This window comes from Heliomarina sp. (genome assembly GCF_052826185.1).
The window spans coordinates 1-15493 of record NZ_JBRBUI010000053.1; the positions used below are offsets into that span (position 1 = coordinate 1).

11 protein-coding genes are annotated in these 15493 nt (G+C 58.6%); 4 read left to right on the forward strand and 7 right to left on the reverse strand.

Going from position 1 to position 15493, the window contains the following annotated elements; genetic code table 11:
- The first annotated feature begins 148 nt into the window (after positions 1 to 148).
- On the forward strand, positions 149 to 910 hold the full coding sequence (locus ACU0FH_RS16650; RefSeq protein ID WP_446195769.1) for a serine hydrolase domain-containing protein: 762 nt from the start codon (positions 149 to 151) through the stop codon (positions 908 to 910).
- A 179-nt stretch (positions 911 to 1089) separates the two neighbouring features.
- On the opposite strand, the gene ACU0FH_RS16655 is transcribed toward ACU0FH_RS16650, so the two are convergent.
- The gene (locus tag ACU0FH_RS16655) at positions 1090 to 1515 is read right to left on the reverse strand and encodes a globin domain-containing protein (protein ID WP_446195771.1); all 426 of its coding nucleotides are present in this window, start codon (positions 1513 to 1515) and stop codon (positions 1090 to 1092) included.
- Between the two features lie 225 nt (positions 1516 to 1740).
- Here ACU0FH_RS16655 and ACU0FH_RS16660 point away from each other — a divergent pair, with 225 nt between their 5' ends.
- The 3 genes from ACU0FH_RS16660 (at position 1741) to ACU0FH_RS16670 (ending at position 8193) form a co-directional block, all read left to right on the forward strand.
- Positions 1741 to 4779, forward strand: coding sequence for a PAS-domain containing protein (locus ACU0FH_RS16660; protein WP_446195772.1), 3039 nt, complete (start codon positions 1741 to 1743; stop codon positions 4777 to 4779).
- On the forward strand, positions 4776 to 5507 hold the full coding sequence (locus ACU0FH_RS16665) for a response regulator (RefSeq protein WP_446195773.1): 732 nt from the start codon (positions 4776 to 4778) through the stop codon (positions 5505 to 5507). Before ACU0FH_RS16660 ends, ACU0FH_RS16665 begins: the two co-directional genes overlap by 4 nt.
- Before the next feature lie 448 nt (positions 5508 to 5955).
- Positions 5956 to 8193 (forward strand): calcium-binding protein, encoded by a 2238-nt coding sequence (locus tag ACU0FH_RS16670; RefSeq protein ID WP_446195774.1) that lies wholly within the window; start codon positions 5956 to 5958, stop codon positions 8191 to 8193.
- A gap of 1175 nt (positions 8194 to 9368) precedes the next feature.
- Here ACU0FH_RS16670 and ACU0FH_RS16675 read toward each other — a convergent pair.
- From ACU0FH_RS16675 to ytfQ, 6 genes are all read right to left on the reverse strand, one after another.
- Positions 9369 to 9971: a 2-dehydro-3-deoxy-6-phosphogalactonate aldolase gene (locus tag ACU0FH_RS16675; RefSeq protein ID WP_446195775.1), complete on the reverse strand. Its 603-nt coding sequence runs from the start codon at positions 9969 to 9971 to the stop codon at positions 9369 to 9371.
- Positions 9968 to 10864 (reverse strand): 2-dehydro-3-deoxygalactonokinase, encoded by an 897-nt coding sequence (locus ACU0FH_RS16680; RefSeq protein ID WP_446195776.1) that lies wholly within the window; start codon positions 10862 to 10864, stop codon positions 9968 to 9970. The genes ACU0FH_RS16675 and ACU0FH_RS16680 overlap by 4 nt, the downstream gene beginning before the upstream one ends.
- The gene (gene yjfF / locus ACU0FH_RS16685) at positions 10861 to 11826 is read right to left on the reverse strand and encodes a galactofuranose ABC transporter, permease protein YjfF (RefSeq protein ID WP_446195778.1); all 966 of its coding nucleotides are present in this window, start codon (positions 11824 to 11826) and stop codon (positions 10861 to 10863) included. Before yjfF ends, ACU0FH_RS16680 begins: the two co-directional genes overlap by 4 nt.
- Positions 11823 to 12848: an ABC transporter permease gene (locus ACU0FH_RS16690; RefSeq protein ID WP_446195779.1), complete on the reverse strand. Its 1026-nt coding sequence runs from the start codon at positions 12846 to 12848 to the stop codon at positions 11823 to 11825. The genes yjfF and ACU0FH_RS16690 overlap by 4 nt, the downstream gene beginning before the upstream one ends.
- Positions 12845 to 14362 (reverse strand): sugar ABC transporter ATP-binding protein, encoded by a 1518-nt coding sequence (locus ACU0FH_RS16695; RefSeq protein WP_446195781.1) that lies wholly within the window; start codon positions 14360 to 14362, stop codon positions 12845 to 12847. Before ACU0FH_RS16695 ends, ACU0FH_RS16690 begins: the two co-directional genes overlap by 4 nt.
- 97 nt (positions 14363 to 14459) lie before the next feature.
- The gene (ytfQ, locus tag ACU0FH_RS16700) at positions 14460 to 15407 is read right to left on the reverse strand and encodes a galactofuranose ABC transporter, galactofuranose-binding protein YtfQ (protein ID WP_446195782.1); all 948 of its coding nucleotides are present in this window, start codon (positions 15405 to 15407) and stop codon (positions 14460 to 14462) included.
- Between the last annotated feature and the right edge of the window lie 86 nt (positions 15408 to 15493).

Here is a 15493-nt window from a genome sequence, read left to right on the forward strand (position 1 = left end):
GCCGTCGGCATGCCCGCCTCTTGCTCCTTGATCATCCCGATAATCTGCGCCTCGGTAAAACGGCTCTTTCGCATTCGTCTGCTCCTTCAAGGTTGGGCAGACTCTACATCATGATGAGGGATTTCGCGGGGGGCAGGTCATTCTCGATATGACGAACTCGATCCGTTTCAACGAAGATTATGCTGACCCTACGTCGCATATCCACGATTATGCCCGCGTCACCGGCATCGGACCGCGCGAGAACGAGCGCCCAATAGCTAAGACCATCCAAGACTATCTCTGCACGCTGACTACCGAAGAGGAAGTGGCACACGGGCAAATCTTTCACTACCAAAGTCCAAAGACGGACCTGTTGAATTGGGTCACCTCGCGCCTCACCGGCAAGAGCTTTTCCCAACTCGCAGAAGACCTGTTATGGAACCCGTTGGGCGCCGACGGGGAGGCATACATGCTGCTTGATCCTGCCGGCACCGATGTCGCCGCTGGCGGTTTGAACGCCACGCCGCACGACCTTGCCCGCTTTGCCGCGATGGTCTCGGCACGCGGCCGATGGAATGACAAGCAGCTAATCCCAGTGTCGATCATCGATGACATTTGCACGGGCGGATCGCGCGAGGCGTTTCTGTCAGGACCGGATGCCTCCGCCGAACTGGACAACGAGAGCTGGAGCTACCGCGCGCAATGGTGGGTGCGCCACACGCCCGGACGACAGGCGATCACGGCACAAGGTATCTTTGGCCAATGGATCTATTGCGACACGGAGCGCCAGATTGCCATCATAAAACAGAGCTCAACTCCCGTCGCGTCGGACGCGGATTACGATCGCTATATTCTGAGTGCGTTCGACGGGATTATCGAGGCTCTTTCTTCCGACTCAGCAGATAACCTGCCTCAAGAAAATACTCTGTAATCAAAAATTTTCGGCGTATCGAGACGCGAGTCCAAATCGCTCTGGCGATGCTCCCTCGGAGGATAGTGAAAGCCTTTCAATCGCGGCGTGTAGGTCGGATTGATCCCTAAAATGGATCGCTCAAGTTCGAACAAAGATTAGAAGCACTATTTTACAGCTCAGGCCGAGGGCTCAGTCACTTAATGCGACTCCACCCAGCGGTCTGGATACGCGACCGATACCATAAAACTCGAGATCTTCTCTACTGCGGCCTGCCAAGCGGCGACCTGGCTTGCGGTGGCGCCTGTCTGCGTCAAGGTCTGCATTAGGGCCGTGCAAACGACCCCGTAGTGGCTAGCTTCGACCCCGTATCCGACGTGACGCCGGGCCAGCGATGACAGAACGGGTTCGAGAGTTTGCCATTCTCCGATCGCGTCCACAACCAGCGCGAGTGTTGCCGAAAGTTTGCGTCCCTGATCGTCCAAATTGTCGGGGAAGAGGCCACGTAGTTCCGGGTTCGCTTCGAAAAGCAGAAGATAGAACCGGGCTGCAACAGCCTCGGGGGCCCCCCGGAAAATTGCTCCACTTTCCCTTAGCGCTTCGATTTGAGTTTTATCAAAAGACATTTAGACGATCCGATTCTGTCTTGTTGGATCAGACTAATCCCATTCCGTATCTGTCCGATGTCAGCTCTGTTTAGGTGTCGAATACGATCCATGTCTGAATAAACGCGGCTTAGCTCAAGCCAAGCAAGCCGGACAATGATACAATTGATACAATTATCGTCTGCAAAGAAACAGTTTTGACGTGAAACGGACGCATTGAGGGGTAGCAAGCGAAAGAAAGAAATCATGCCCAAGTCGACTACGCAGCATACAGTAAGCGATATGACGCGAAGAGGGCAGCAAACTGCCTCCGAAAACTGCTTTAGCGACGCGTTCGAGGCGCTCGAAGATGCGGCTATTCTTTTCGACACAGGCTGGCGTTGCGTGGCTACGAACGGCCGGTATCGTCGTGCCTTCCATGCAACAAGCGCCGGGCCGTCGGCGGGCTACCGGTTTGAAGATACAATGCGCCTTTTATTTGCCGGTGGCGGTGCCGCGATCATGCCAGGTTTCGATCTTCCTGGTATGATCGACAATTTTGCGAATGCCATCCGAAGTTACCGGCGTGGTTTCGACGTTCCCATGACCGACGGGCGGATATTGATCGGCAGCGCCAATCCGACGCCTCGCGGCGGCTGTCTCGTCACGTTTCGTGACCGTCATCCGGAAATCATGGGCGAATTGCAAGCGCTCGGGCTTTTGGGGCAGGCTTTCGAAAGCGCGGACATGGGGATGATCATTCTGGACGCGTCGCTGACGGTACAGATGGCAAACTCCGCCTGGAGTGACCTGCTGGGTCCGGTCCGGTCGGGCATGTCCGGGACGGAATATGCAACGGGTCTGATCCGAAATGGTCTTCTCGAGGTCCCGACAGGTCAGACTGTCGATGAGATGGTCCAAGCTCTGTTTGTCATGGCGCAGCAGCAAACCATTACGGTCGATGGAAAAACACCGGACGGGCGCAAGCTCTTGATGCAAAGCTTCCGTACGCCGACGGGCGGCATCATGGGGACCGCGATCGATGTAACCCAATTGCAATCGGAGGAAGCCCGCATAAACGACGCGCTGGGTGAAATCGTGGAGTCCCTGGAAGAAGGCGTCGCTCTTTACGATGCAGACCTGCGGCTGCGCATGTCGAACGAGGCGTTGCACCGGCTGGTGCATGATGGACATCCGCGTCTGCCGCACGGCACGCACATGTCCGAACACTGTGCCTATGTCTACGATATTGGACAGCTTGCACTGCCCGAGGGCGTCAGAGTTGATGATTTTGCGGCCCAAATGAAAGATGCTACCCGCTCTTTTGCCCGGGATATGCCAATGCAACGGACGGACGGACGGCATCTGGAGTTCTCGAGCCATCCGACGCCTATGGGCGGCTACCTTATCGCCCTGCGCGACGTCACAGAAAGAAAACGGGCCGAAATCGCGGAGCGTGAGGCGGACGCCCGTGTGCGCACGATTGTGGAGTCCTTGGGAGAAGGCGTTGCGCTTTACGACTCCGAACGTCGGCTCTTGATGAACAACCCCGCATTCCGGAAGTTGTTGATGGACGATCGCGACCTCTCGGCCCCAGGAACAACCCTCGACGACGAAGTTCTGGCCTGTATCCGCGCAGGTCAGATTTCAGTCCCCGCAGGTAAAAGTGAAATAGATGTCATGGACTGGATCAGGACATGTATTGAGGAGGGCCGGATCGGGGTCGAATTGCCCATGGCGGACGGACGGGTTCTGGAGGCCTCGAATTTCCGGTCTCCCGATGGCGGGTATGTTATCGCCATGCGGGACATTACCATCCGCAAGCGTGCCGAAGAGAGCACACGCGAGACCGACAGGCTTGTTCGTACGATTGTCAATGCCAGCCCGGCCACGTTGATGGTCAGCCGTGTCGATGATGGCAGGGTGATCTTTGCACCGCGTGCCACGCTCGAAAAGGCGAACGGGCTGGACATGACGCGCGACATTTCCGATCCGGAGATACGGAAACGGTATCTTGAGGCGCTGCTCCCGACTGGAGAACTGAGGGATTGGCCTGTGCGGTTCCACCGCGCCGATGGATCCGCGATTGACTGCCTCACCTCTGCCCGGGTGATCGAGTTCCGTGGGGAGCGTCTGATCGTTTCCTCAAGCCTTGACGTGACCGAGCGACTGGCGCTTCAGGCCGAGCTCGAACGACAGCGCGAGGTTGCACATCAGAACGAGAAACTTCTGGCACTAGGTGAACTCTTGGCGGGCGTGGCGCATGAGTTGAACAATCCGCTTTCGATTGTTGTGGGCCATACAATGATGTTGGCGGACGAGGTGGACACGCCTGCATTGAAACGTCGGGTCGACAAGATCTCTTCCGCGGCACAGCGCAGCGGACGCATCGTGAAAATGTTTCTCGCCATGGCGCGGCAACGTCCAGCGCGGGTCGAAAATTGCGATCTCAACGAATTGGTGCGTGCGGCGCTCGACATCTCTGCCTATGGGCTGCGAGCAGCCGGTGTGAAGGTTACGCTTGATCTCGACGCCGGGCTGCCCGAAATCGGTGTCGATTCCGATCAGATTGCACAAGTTGTGTCAAATTTGATCATGAACGCCGAACAGGCTCTTGCCGGTTGCAAGAATGCGCGGCTTTCTATCGTCACCTCGGCAAGTCCCGAAACCGTTGAGATCCGCGTGGCTGACAATGGTCCCGGTGTTCCTGAAGCCCTGCGCTCGCGCGTATTCGAACCTTTCTTCACGACCAAGGAAGTAGGCGTGGGCACCGGCGTCGGTCTCGCTTTCTGCCATCGTATTGTTACCGCGCATGGCGGGCGGCTCACGCTGCATAATGGGCCAGAGGGTGGTGCGATCTTTACTGTGGCACTCCCAATCCGGCCCGGTAGTGAATTGGTGTGTGATGCGCCGAAAACGGGGAGTCAACAGCGTGCTCACATACTGGTCATCGACGACGAACCAGATGTCGGTGAATTGCTCGGCGAGGTGCTAAGTCAGGCCGGACACAGGGTAACATTGTGTACGGACGCGACACAGGCGCTTGAACAATGTCAGCGGACCAAGTTTGACGCGATACTGAGTGACATCAAAATGCCGGGCATGGACGGCCGCGCTTTTCTGGTTGCTCTGGAAGAAGCAGCGCCACGGCTGGTTCCACGCGTTGCATTCCTGACCGGAGACTCGATGGGTCAGGACGTCGACACGTTTCTGACCGCTTCGGGTCGACCATATGCTGAAAAACCATTGCCGCCGGTGGAAATACTCGCGCTGGTCGACAATCTGCTAGAGGAGGCAGGCCGGTGAGCGCTCCACGCATCGTGATCTGCGACGACGAACCGGATCTTCGCGAGATGGTCGGAGAATATCTGAGTGCTCGTGCCTTCAATGTGGAGATGGTGAGCGATGTCCGATCCCTCAAGGCAGCGGTCGACGCGGCGCCGGTGGATCTCGTGATCCTCGACGTCCGGATGCCGGGAGAAGATGGGCTGAGCGCTCTGCGCAGCCTGCGCGCCGAGAGTGATCTGCCTATCGTTATGCTAACAGCCGCCGACGGAGTGATCGACCGAATCCTGGGGCTAGAGATGGGAGCCGACGACTATGTCGGTAAACCGGTGGACTTGCGCGAACTCGAAGCTCGGATAAAAGCCGTTCTCCGGCGCCGCGCTTCCTCTGTGGTATCTGTCGCGGAAGAGAAAAAAATTCAACGCTTTGGCCCCTGGACGCTGGATCTGGACGCCGCGCGTTTGTCAGGAGAGCATGGGGACGTAACCATCACGGCAATGGAATTTGCTTTGCTGAAAGTGTTTGTTGAAAATCGCGGCCGCGTCCTATCCCGAGACCAGCTGCTCGACCTGGCACATCATCGTGGGTGGGAGCCGTTCGACCGCTCCATCGACCTGCGCATTTCGCGCCTGCGCCGGAAGATAGAGTCTAACCCGGCCAAGCCCCGCTATATCAAGACCGTACGTGGTCTGGGCTACGTCTTCTCGGATGACGCGCAAAGCGGTGGGCCGAAACGTACCGCCCAGTAACCATTTTCTGCCTGATCGTTCTTCACGGTCGCAATCCCGCACTTCCGGCATCTGACGTATAGCGCGACGCCAAGCGATTATGGCGGTGGAAGGGTATAGCCACCGCACCCTCAATCAATTGGAAGGCCGACAAGGGCGTGACCCCGGCCTCGGCCGGTCTCGCCATTTTGTTGCCCTGATACCAGCTGCATACATTGCAGCTACGAATGATACCCGAAACCGCCTTCTGCAACGCCAAGCTGAAACACGAGCCATCTAACTCCCTTGGTTATCGCATCGAGGGATGGTCCCCGGCGTTCAACTGAAAGGCACAAGGCATGCGACATCCGACTTTCTATCGACTGCGATAAGCGTCTGTTTTCCAAGCCTGTATTCTCAAACCCTGAATTTCACCCCATAGGGCCGTGCGGCTGTAACGCTGGTCGGTCGATCCAAAAGGAACACTACAATGTCATATGACAAAACAATTTATGGCAGTCACTTTGCGAACGATTTCTTGCTTGAGCAGAAGCTAGTAGAAGCTAGTCACGGCCCGGTCGCAATCAACGTCAAGATTCTCGGTCTCAATGGCGACGATCAGATCATCGCCGACGACGGCGCTTATCCAAAATTCTATGAATCAACCGCGATGTCGATAGGCTCCGATCTGTTCGACGGTGGCGCGGGCAGCGATATGGTCAGCTACGCCTTTTCAAAGATGCATGTCGTCGCGGATCTGGCCACTGGATGGGCAATACGACCGGACAATGGAAAAATAAACATTGGCGGGGGCAATTATAAATATTTGGATAAAGATCGCCTCGAAAACATCGAGGATCTCTTTGGCACGGCCTTCAACGATTTCCTTTACGGCGATGAAAACGCCAACAAAATCTTTGGTTACAAGGGTAACGATGTGATCCAGGGACGTGGCGGCAACGACACGCTGGATGGTGGTGAAGGTGCCGATAAAATCGACGGCGGCACTGGCAACGATTTTATCGACGGCGGCGACCACAACGACCAGATCTACGGCAGCTACGGCCTCGATACGCTACTGGGCGGTGACGGTGACGATCTCATCAAGGGCGGCGACGGCAACGACATTATCTCGGGCGGCGAGGGTCATGACGAAATTCATGGCGGCAAACATAACGATATCATTGATGGCAACACAGGCGCCGACACCGTTTTCGGTGACGATGGGAACGATATCATCAACGGTGACGATGGAAACGATGTCATCAAAGGTGGCTTTGGCAATGACACCATCGACGGAGGAAACCACGCCGACGATCTGCGCGGTGACGAGGGTGACGACGAAATCCATGGTGGCGTCGGTAGCGACGAAATTCACGGCGGCGATCACAATGACCTGCTTTACGGCGATGTAGGCCATGACCATATCTATGGCGATGAAGGCGAGGATGAAATTTACGGCGGTAATGGCAATGACGACATCTACGGCGGTGACGGCGAAGATGAAATTCATGGTGGGACCGGCAATGACTACATCCACGGAGGTGACGGTAGCGATCACCTCTATGGCGAAGAGGGGATCAACATAATCCACGGCGGGGAAGGAAACGACTACATCGAAATTGGCGAGTCCGGAAGTGCGACGGGTGGACAAGGCAATGATGGCCTTGTCGGAGGCGATTACGCCAACACTTTGTCAGGTGACGAAGGCAACGATTTTGTCCTCGGCATGGCGGGTAACGACCGCCTGGAGGGCGGCCATGGGAATGACTACATCGATGGCGGGTCCGGTACCGATACCGCAATCTATGACGACACGATCGTGATCAACGGAAACGCGGTCGGCGTCGAGGTCTCGCTCAAGAACGACGGCACCGGAACCGCAACCGGCGCATGGGGAACAGACTCGCTGATCTCGATAGAGAATATTGAGACTGGCAATGGTGACGATACGCTGGTCGGGAATGCGGGCGCCAACCGGCTTGATGGTGGCGATGGCGACGATTTCATCAATGGCTCGGTCGGCGCGGATACCCTGCTTGGCGGTGATGGCGAAGATACCATCTGGGGCGGCCATCACAATGACACGATAGAGGGTGGTAACGGGAACGATGACCTGGATGGCGGCGCCGGAAATGACGCGATCTCGGGTGGCGACGGTGACGACACGACCTTCGGCGCCAATGGTGACGACATAATTCTCGGCGGCGACGGAGAAGACCAGCTGAGAGGCGGGAATGGCAACGATATTCTGACCGGGGGCGCTGACGCAGATTCTTTCCTGTTTCTCGGTATCGACGGTGGCGTGGATACCATCACCGACTTCGCGATTGGCGAGGACTTTCTGGCAATTCAGAATATCCTTGCGGATCCGGTGCCGGCCGGTGGATCCTATGTTGGAAAGGTCGCCGCGTTCCAGACATGGGATGGTGAGGGAGACGTCGTCCTTTCCGCACATACAAACTCCGGGTGGAAAGCGTTCGCCAAACTTGAAGACCTAGACGTCGACGACGTCATCGACGCCATCCAGTCAGGGGCGCTTTTCGAGGGGGGCCATTTTGACGGACCCGGTGACGAGCTTCCGCTGAACGGCGACCAATCGCTTGGCAGAGGCTTTGGACAAGAGCCAAACGCCAAGAGGACTGCAGCCGATCCCGTTGAATTCGCGACCTTGGAAGAAGACATGCCCGCCGAATTGGCGACATTCTTTGACTGCCACATGTTTTAGATAGCCGGTTGAAACAGGATCTTAAGGGCCGCCGGTTCTGGCGGCCCTTTCTGCGTTCCGGTCTGCCTGATTTCCAATCACAATCAGGCCGTCTCAGTTGGTCCGGATTGAGTGCTCTGCAAGATAGCTTTGCAGCCCGTCGAGATACTTATGTTTGTTGGGACGAATCCCAATGCGATTTACACCGGGTCCGAAAGCGACGTGATCGTCGACTGCCGTGGATGAACGCACCGGGATCCTGCGCTCGGAAAATAAGCCCCGCCCGTGACGAATGTCACATCGGCCATCAATCAGGTGTTCGCGCGGCACTGTAACGTTGACTGACGCCGGACACATTTGTGCGTTTTTGCCATCAAGCTACCCAAAGTTCAGCGAACTCGCGCCACGCGATAGGGCAGCTAAACGCAGCTTTCGGGAATCTGCAGACGTCATCTCGCGGCGGAGTGGTGGGGCCAGTGGAATAGGGCGTCGATCGAAACGAACCGTTGCAGATGTACGGGAGACTTGTGTCACGACCCGCACGCGCCTTCGGACCCGCGGGTGGAAACTCGCGGCGCTATTGTCCAGCCCCTTGTGAGAGCGATGCTTGAACCCCGGCATGATCTCGCGCTTCGCGGCCGGATATTGCCGAAGCTTGTCGGTAATCAGGGCACGGGTAAGATGACCCGCTCGTGTCTAGAGCTGGAGAATCAACCGCATAGCAACTTTCCCGGCACGGCGGCTCCGGACCAGAACATCAAACACGAACACCTCCTGATCGAACGGGCACCAAAGCCAGTGTTTTTAAACCCCTATCGAGACCGTGACCTATTCAAGACGCCACTTGTCGCCAAGTTGACCGGCCAAGCGGCGCCGGGCCGTCCTCGCAAAAAAGCCCAAGCTTCACGGCCCTGGTGCGAGAGGATGATGCCGCGCTCCTCAAGCAGATTCTCGACCATCCGCGGGCTACTGAGGAGGCGGAAGCACAACCACACGACATGAGCGATCACGTCGGATGGAAAGCGGTGGCGACGATAGGATTTGGCCGTGGGCAAGGCACCAAATGCCACAGCGCAAACGAATATAGTTAACTTTAAAGAACTCTCTCAAGCAAACGCACACAACTTAGCCACCCCTTTCGGCATGCCAGAACGGGCCTTCTTCCAGTTCATAAGAGCAATCGTCGTAGAAAATGGTCAGATCATGGCCGCGTCATAGGCCGCGACGATCCGCGCAGCATTTTCCGCGACCTCCGCAACCGTGTCTCCCGGACGATAGAGCGCCGTGCCTACGCCAAAGCCCGAGATTCCCGCCTCTGCCCAATCGGAGAAAGTCTCTGGGGTCGCGCCACCAACGGCCAGCACCTTTGTTTCGGGTGGCAAAACCGCCCGTATCGCCGCCAGTCCAGGGGGGCCAATCAGAGACCCCGGAAACAGCTTGATCGCATCGGCACCTGCACGCAGCGCGTTGAAACATTCGCTTGGTGTCATAGCGCCGGGGCACGAGATCATACCCTGTCGCTTGGCCTCGCCGATCACAGCGGCGTTAGTGTCAGGGGAAACGATGAGCCTGCCGCCCGCTTTAGCCACGCCCAGCACCTGCGCGGGGTCCAGCACCGTTCCGGCCCCGATCCTGGCCTCTTTGCCGAAGGCCTGCGCCAGCCGTGCAATGCTGTCCAGTGGATCAGGCGAATTCAGCGGCACTTCGATCTGGGTGATCCCCGCAGTGATCAGCGCCTCGCCGATCTGCTCGACCTCGGAGGGGGTTACGCCTCGCAGGATGGCAATGATCTCTCTCATTGGGCGTCCTCTCTCAACGTTTCAAAGGCTGCGCAGAGGCCGACAAGGGTCAATTCGCCCGCCTCGAACCTCTCGGCGTCATGTCCAACCGCCTTCAGCGCCCGGTGGTAAAGGTCTGCGAGCGTGGCATCCCCAATCAAGGCCACGGGCTGATCCTGCCAAATGGGCCGCATGGAGGCGACCTCCTGTCCGATGAGCACCGCCGACAATCCCGCGCGCGCTGCACCGGGAGCGACCTTTTCGAGAAGACCCGCGGCGCGTAGACTGAACAGGTCAGCGGCCAGCGCGGACTGTGATCGCACGGCCCGGTTCACGGCCTCATCGAAGGCGGCTTCGTCCCAACCGTCGTCGAGCAGTCCGGCAAGGGTCGAGCGCGTTCCAAGCAGGTCGAACAGTTCCCCTGTCATAGCGGTGCGGAAAGATTGCACACGGCCTTCTGCAACACGCACCCATTTGGTGTGGGTACCGGGCAGGCAGATCACGCCATCAAAGCCGGGATTTGCCTTTAGAAAACCCGCGATTTGAGTTTCCTCGCCCCGCATCACGTCGGGCGGCGTGGATTGGCTGAGGCCGGGGATGATACTGACATGCAGCCGAGGGTCGCTAGTTTTGATACGCTCTGGCCGAGCGATGGGAACACAGGGTACGGCTGCGTAAGAGACCTCCTGCCAGCCAGTCCTCGCCCCGGCCATGCCGCATATCAGAATCTCCACGGGGCCGAGCTCTGTCAACATCCCTACCGCCGCACGCAGGAAGGTCGGTTCGAAGGCGTCCGGTGTCAGGTGGCTCATGCCTTCGTCTGAGGCTGTGGACCCCGTGACCTCTCCGCCTGCGTCCAGCGCCCAGATGCGCAAGCGCGAGGTGCCCCAATCTGCCGCGATCCACACGGTCATACAGCGACCCGTGCCGTGGTCACGCGTAGCAGCCCCTTTTGCAGCAGGATAAAGGCCAGTAGCAGCAAGCCGATGATGATCTTGGTCCACCAGCTCGAGAGCGAGCCGTCAAACACGATATAGGTCTGGATCAGCCCCATGGTCAGCACCCCGATCAGCGTGCCAAACACGAACCCCGCCCCGCCGGTCAGCAGCGTGCCCCCGATCACTACCGCGGCGATAGCTGTCAATTCGGTACCCACGGTGGCTAGCGGATAGCCCGAGCTCGTGTAGACTGAAAACACGATGCCCGAGAGTCCGGCCATCAATCCTGAAAACGCGTAGATCAAAACGGTCGTGCGCCCGACCTTTACGCCCATCAGGCGTGCGGTAGCCTCTCCTCCGCCCAGGGCGAAGACCGATGCGCCAAAGCGGGTACGGTGTGCAACTATCATGCCGAAGAAAACGGTAAGCAGCATGACAACGCCGATCAGGGTCAGCCGCCCCTTGCCGGGCATCAGATAATAGGCATCATCCAGCGAGTCATAGAACGCATGGTCGATTGGCACGGAGTCGATCGTGAGCATGTAGGCCACCCCGCGTGCCAGGAACATCCCGGCCAACGTTACGATGAAGGGGGGCATTGCGAGCGAATGGATCAGCCAGCCCATTGCCGCGCCGAAAGCGGTGGTGATCACAAGAAGCATGGCGAAGACGAGGATAGGATGAATACCGGTATCGCGCAGCATCACGGCGATGAAGACACCGGAAAACGCGATGACCGAGCCGACCGAAAGATCGATGCCGCCCGACAGGATCACAACGGTCATGCCGACCGCTACGATTCCAAGATAGGCATTGTCGGTCAGCAGGTTCCCGACCACTCGGGTCGACAGCATATAGGGGAATTGCGTGACGCAGATCACCCAAGCCAGCAAGAAGATCGCGATTGTCGCAGCCAGCGGGTAGAGTCGTGGGTTCATTGCCCTGTCTCCTTGGCAGAGGCCATGGCAGTTTCGCGGCGCGACTGTGCGGCGCGACGCAGCGCGTACCAGTAATGGCTCAGGTTCGGGCTTTGCAACACCAGGATGATCAGCACGAGGCCCGCCTTGATGACGAGATTGTATTCCGATGGGAAACCCGCCAGCAGGATGCCGGTGTCGATGGTCTGGATAATCAACGCTCCAAGCAGCGAGGCTGCGATAGAGAAGCGACCACCCATTAGGGAGTTGCCACCGATCACCACCGCGAGGATTGCGTCCAGTTCTAGCCAAAGGCCGGCATTGTTAGCATCTGCCCCGCGAATATCGGCGGTAGCTACGATCCCTGCCAGCGCCGCGCAGAGGCCGGACGCCACATATACCGCGATCAGCAGTACCGTCGCATTGACCCCCGCAAGGGCCGAGGCGGCGCGGTTCACCCCGACGGCTTCGATCAGCATACCAAGCGCGGAACGGCGCATCAGAAAGGCCACGCCCACAGCGGTCAGTACCCAAAGCAGCGCCGGGGCAGGAATGCCGAGCACATCGCCGGAGCCGAAAAATGCCATGCCCTCATGCGAAAAGGTCAGGATGCGCCCTTCGGTCACAAGCTGCGCGATGCCTCTGCCCGATGTCATCAGGATCAACGTCGCCACAATCGGCTGGATACCGAAGATGGCCACAAGCGTGCCGTTCCACAGTCCGGCCGCGACCCCGGCGAGCAGCGCCAGTCCCAGCGCGCCGCCCAGCCCATAGCCCTGAGTGATCGACCAGGCGGCGACCGCGCCGGTGATGGCCATGGTGGTTCCCACGCTAAGGTCAATGCCGCGCGTGGCGATGACCAGCGTCATGCCGACAGCAAGCAAGCCAACCGGCGCGCCGCGCTTCAAAATGTCCATGGTCGTTCCCACTAGGCGACCGTTAACCACCTCGACCCGCAGGAAGTCGGGGAAGAAGATTGTGACAAGCGCCACCAGCGCGGCCAGCGTGAGCAGTTGCGGTGTGACGCGGCGCAGCGCGTTCATGCAGGCACCTCCGTCACGTCGCGTTCCGGCGCGGCAATGGCGCGAACGATGGTATCAGTAGTGATCTCGGAACCGGTAAGCTCGGCCACATGGCGCCGGTCGCGGACGACGATGACCCGGTCGGCCACGGCGATCAACTCGTCCAGCTCCGACGAAATGACGAGAATTGACATACCCTCGGCGGTGACCTGCTTGATCAAGCGCAGTATCTCGGCATGTGCACCGACATCGATCCCGCGCGTCGGCTCATCCAGGATCAGGAAACGCGGGTTCATGGCCAGCCAGCGGGCCAGAACGACCTTTTGCTGGTTACCGCCTGACAAATCTCCGACCGGCTGTTCCGGGCCGGAGGTGCGGATGTCGAGCTTTTCGATGTAGTCCTCGGCAAGGCGCAACTGCTCGGCCCTGGGGATTGGACGCGCCCAGCCGCGGCGAGCCTGCATCGCAAGCGCAACATTTTCACGGACAGAAAGATCCGCGATAATGCCGTCCTCCTTGCGCTCTTCCGGCGCAAATCCAAAGCCTGCAGCGATGGCCTTGCGGGGCGAGGAGAGATCGAGCACTCCGTTGGCATCGCGCGCCGCGCCGTTATGGGCCGGTGCGAGTCCGAACATTAGCTCTGCGCTTTCAGTACGGCCCGAGCCGAGGAGACCGGCGAGGCCAAGAACCTCGCCTTCGCCGACGCTCAGATCAAAGGGATCGATATGGCCACGACGGCCAAAACCGTCGAATTTCAGTAGCTCGGGCCATTCACCGCCCGCCTTATGCGTCTTGGCATGGCCGACCACATCATCCTTCAACGCGTGGCCCAGCATATGCTCGATCAGCTGCACCCGGTCGAGATCGGCGGTACGTTCGGTGATGACGTTCTGCCCATTGCGCAGCACGGTGACGCGGTCGGTCAGATCAAAGACCTGATCGAGAAAGTGGGACACGAACACGATCCCCAGCCCCTTGTCGCGCAGGTCCCGGACCACCGCGAAAAGCGTCTCGACCTCGCGCGCGTCAAGGCTCGCGGTCGGTTCGTCCAGGATCAGAACCTTGCCGGACAGCGCGACGGCCCGGGCGATGGCAATGATCTGGCGAATAGCTACGGAATAGGCCGAAAGGTCGCGCGACACATCGATATCCAGCTTGTAGCCCTCGAGCATCTCCTCGGCTTGGCGCCGTTGCGCGCGCCGATCGACCATACCAAAACGCAGGGGTTCATTGCCGAAGGTCAGGTTCTGCGCCACCGTGAGGTTGGGCAACAGGTTGACCTCCTGATAGACGGTTCCGATGCCCAGTTCCTGCGCCTCTGAAGTCGAGCTGGGCGAGATCTTTTCTCCCTCCAGCGTAATCACACCTGCGTCGCGCAGAAAGGCCCCGGTCAAACATTTGATCAAGGTCGACTTGCCCGCACCGTTCTCACCCAACAAGGCGTGGACCTCGCCAGCGGCGAGGTCAAAGTCGACCCCATCCAACGCCTTGGTGCCGGGAAAGGTCTTGGTCAGCGATCTTATTGTAAGCAGCATTCTGCACCCGGAATTTCAAATCTGGCCGCGTTTGTTAAAAAACTTCGGCGCAGTGGTACCGGAGGCGGCCTCACCGCCTCCGGTCATCAGGTCGAAATTAGTAACCCAGGCCCTTGCGGCGCTCGTACTCGCCCGCCGGGTCGTCATCTTGCGTGTAGAGCTTGGATTCAGTCTGGATGAACTTCTCCGGTTCCGTTCCATCTGCCAGATAGGCGTCGAGCGCATCAAATGCGGGGCCGGCCATGTTTGGCGTCAACTCTACCGTGGCGTTGGCTTCGCCGGCCGCCATGGCCTGAAAGATGTCCGGCACAGCGTCGATGGACACGATCAGGATATCTTCGCCCGGCTTAAGGCCAGCTTCCTTGATGGCCTGGATCGCGCCCACGGCCATGTCGTCGTTATGCGCGTAAAGCGCACAGATATCTTTTCCACCGTTTTCAGCCTGCAGGAAGCTCTCCATCACCTCCTTGCCTTGCGCCCGGGTAAAATCGCCGGTCTGAGAGCGGACTATTTCAATATTGTCAGCCCCTTCGATACCCTTTTCGAAACCGGTCTTGCGGTCGATGGCGGGCGAAGACCCGGTTGTTCCTTGAAGTTCGACGACGCGGCATTCCTCACCCGAAACTGCGTCCACCAGCCATTTACCGGCCACTTCGCCTTCGTGCACAAGGTCAGACCCGACGGCAGTCAGGTATAGCGACTTGTCGCTGTCGACCTGACGGTCCAGCAGCACGACGGGGATCTCGGCTTCCTTGGCTTCTTCCAGCACCGAATCCCAGCCAGTCGCCACAACCGGTGCCAGCAGGATCGCGTCTACGCCTTGCGCAATAAATGACCGGATCGCAGCGATCTGGTTTTCCTGCTTCTGCTGCGCATCCGAGAACTTCAAATCGATCCCGCGTTCTTCGGCTTGCTGCTTGGTGAGGGTCGTCTCGGCCGCGCGCCAGCCCGACTCCGAGCCGATCTGTGAAAAGCCGACGGTCTGCGCCAGTGCGGCAGAGGCGCTAAAAGCCAGAAATGCCGTTGTGGTCAGTAGATGTTTCATAATTTCCTCCCTAGAATGAAGGACCCATTTCCTCCCTGGGTCCTGTCTATCGGCGACGGACCATCCACCGCCGATCTTGGTCTTTC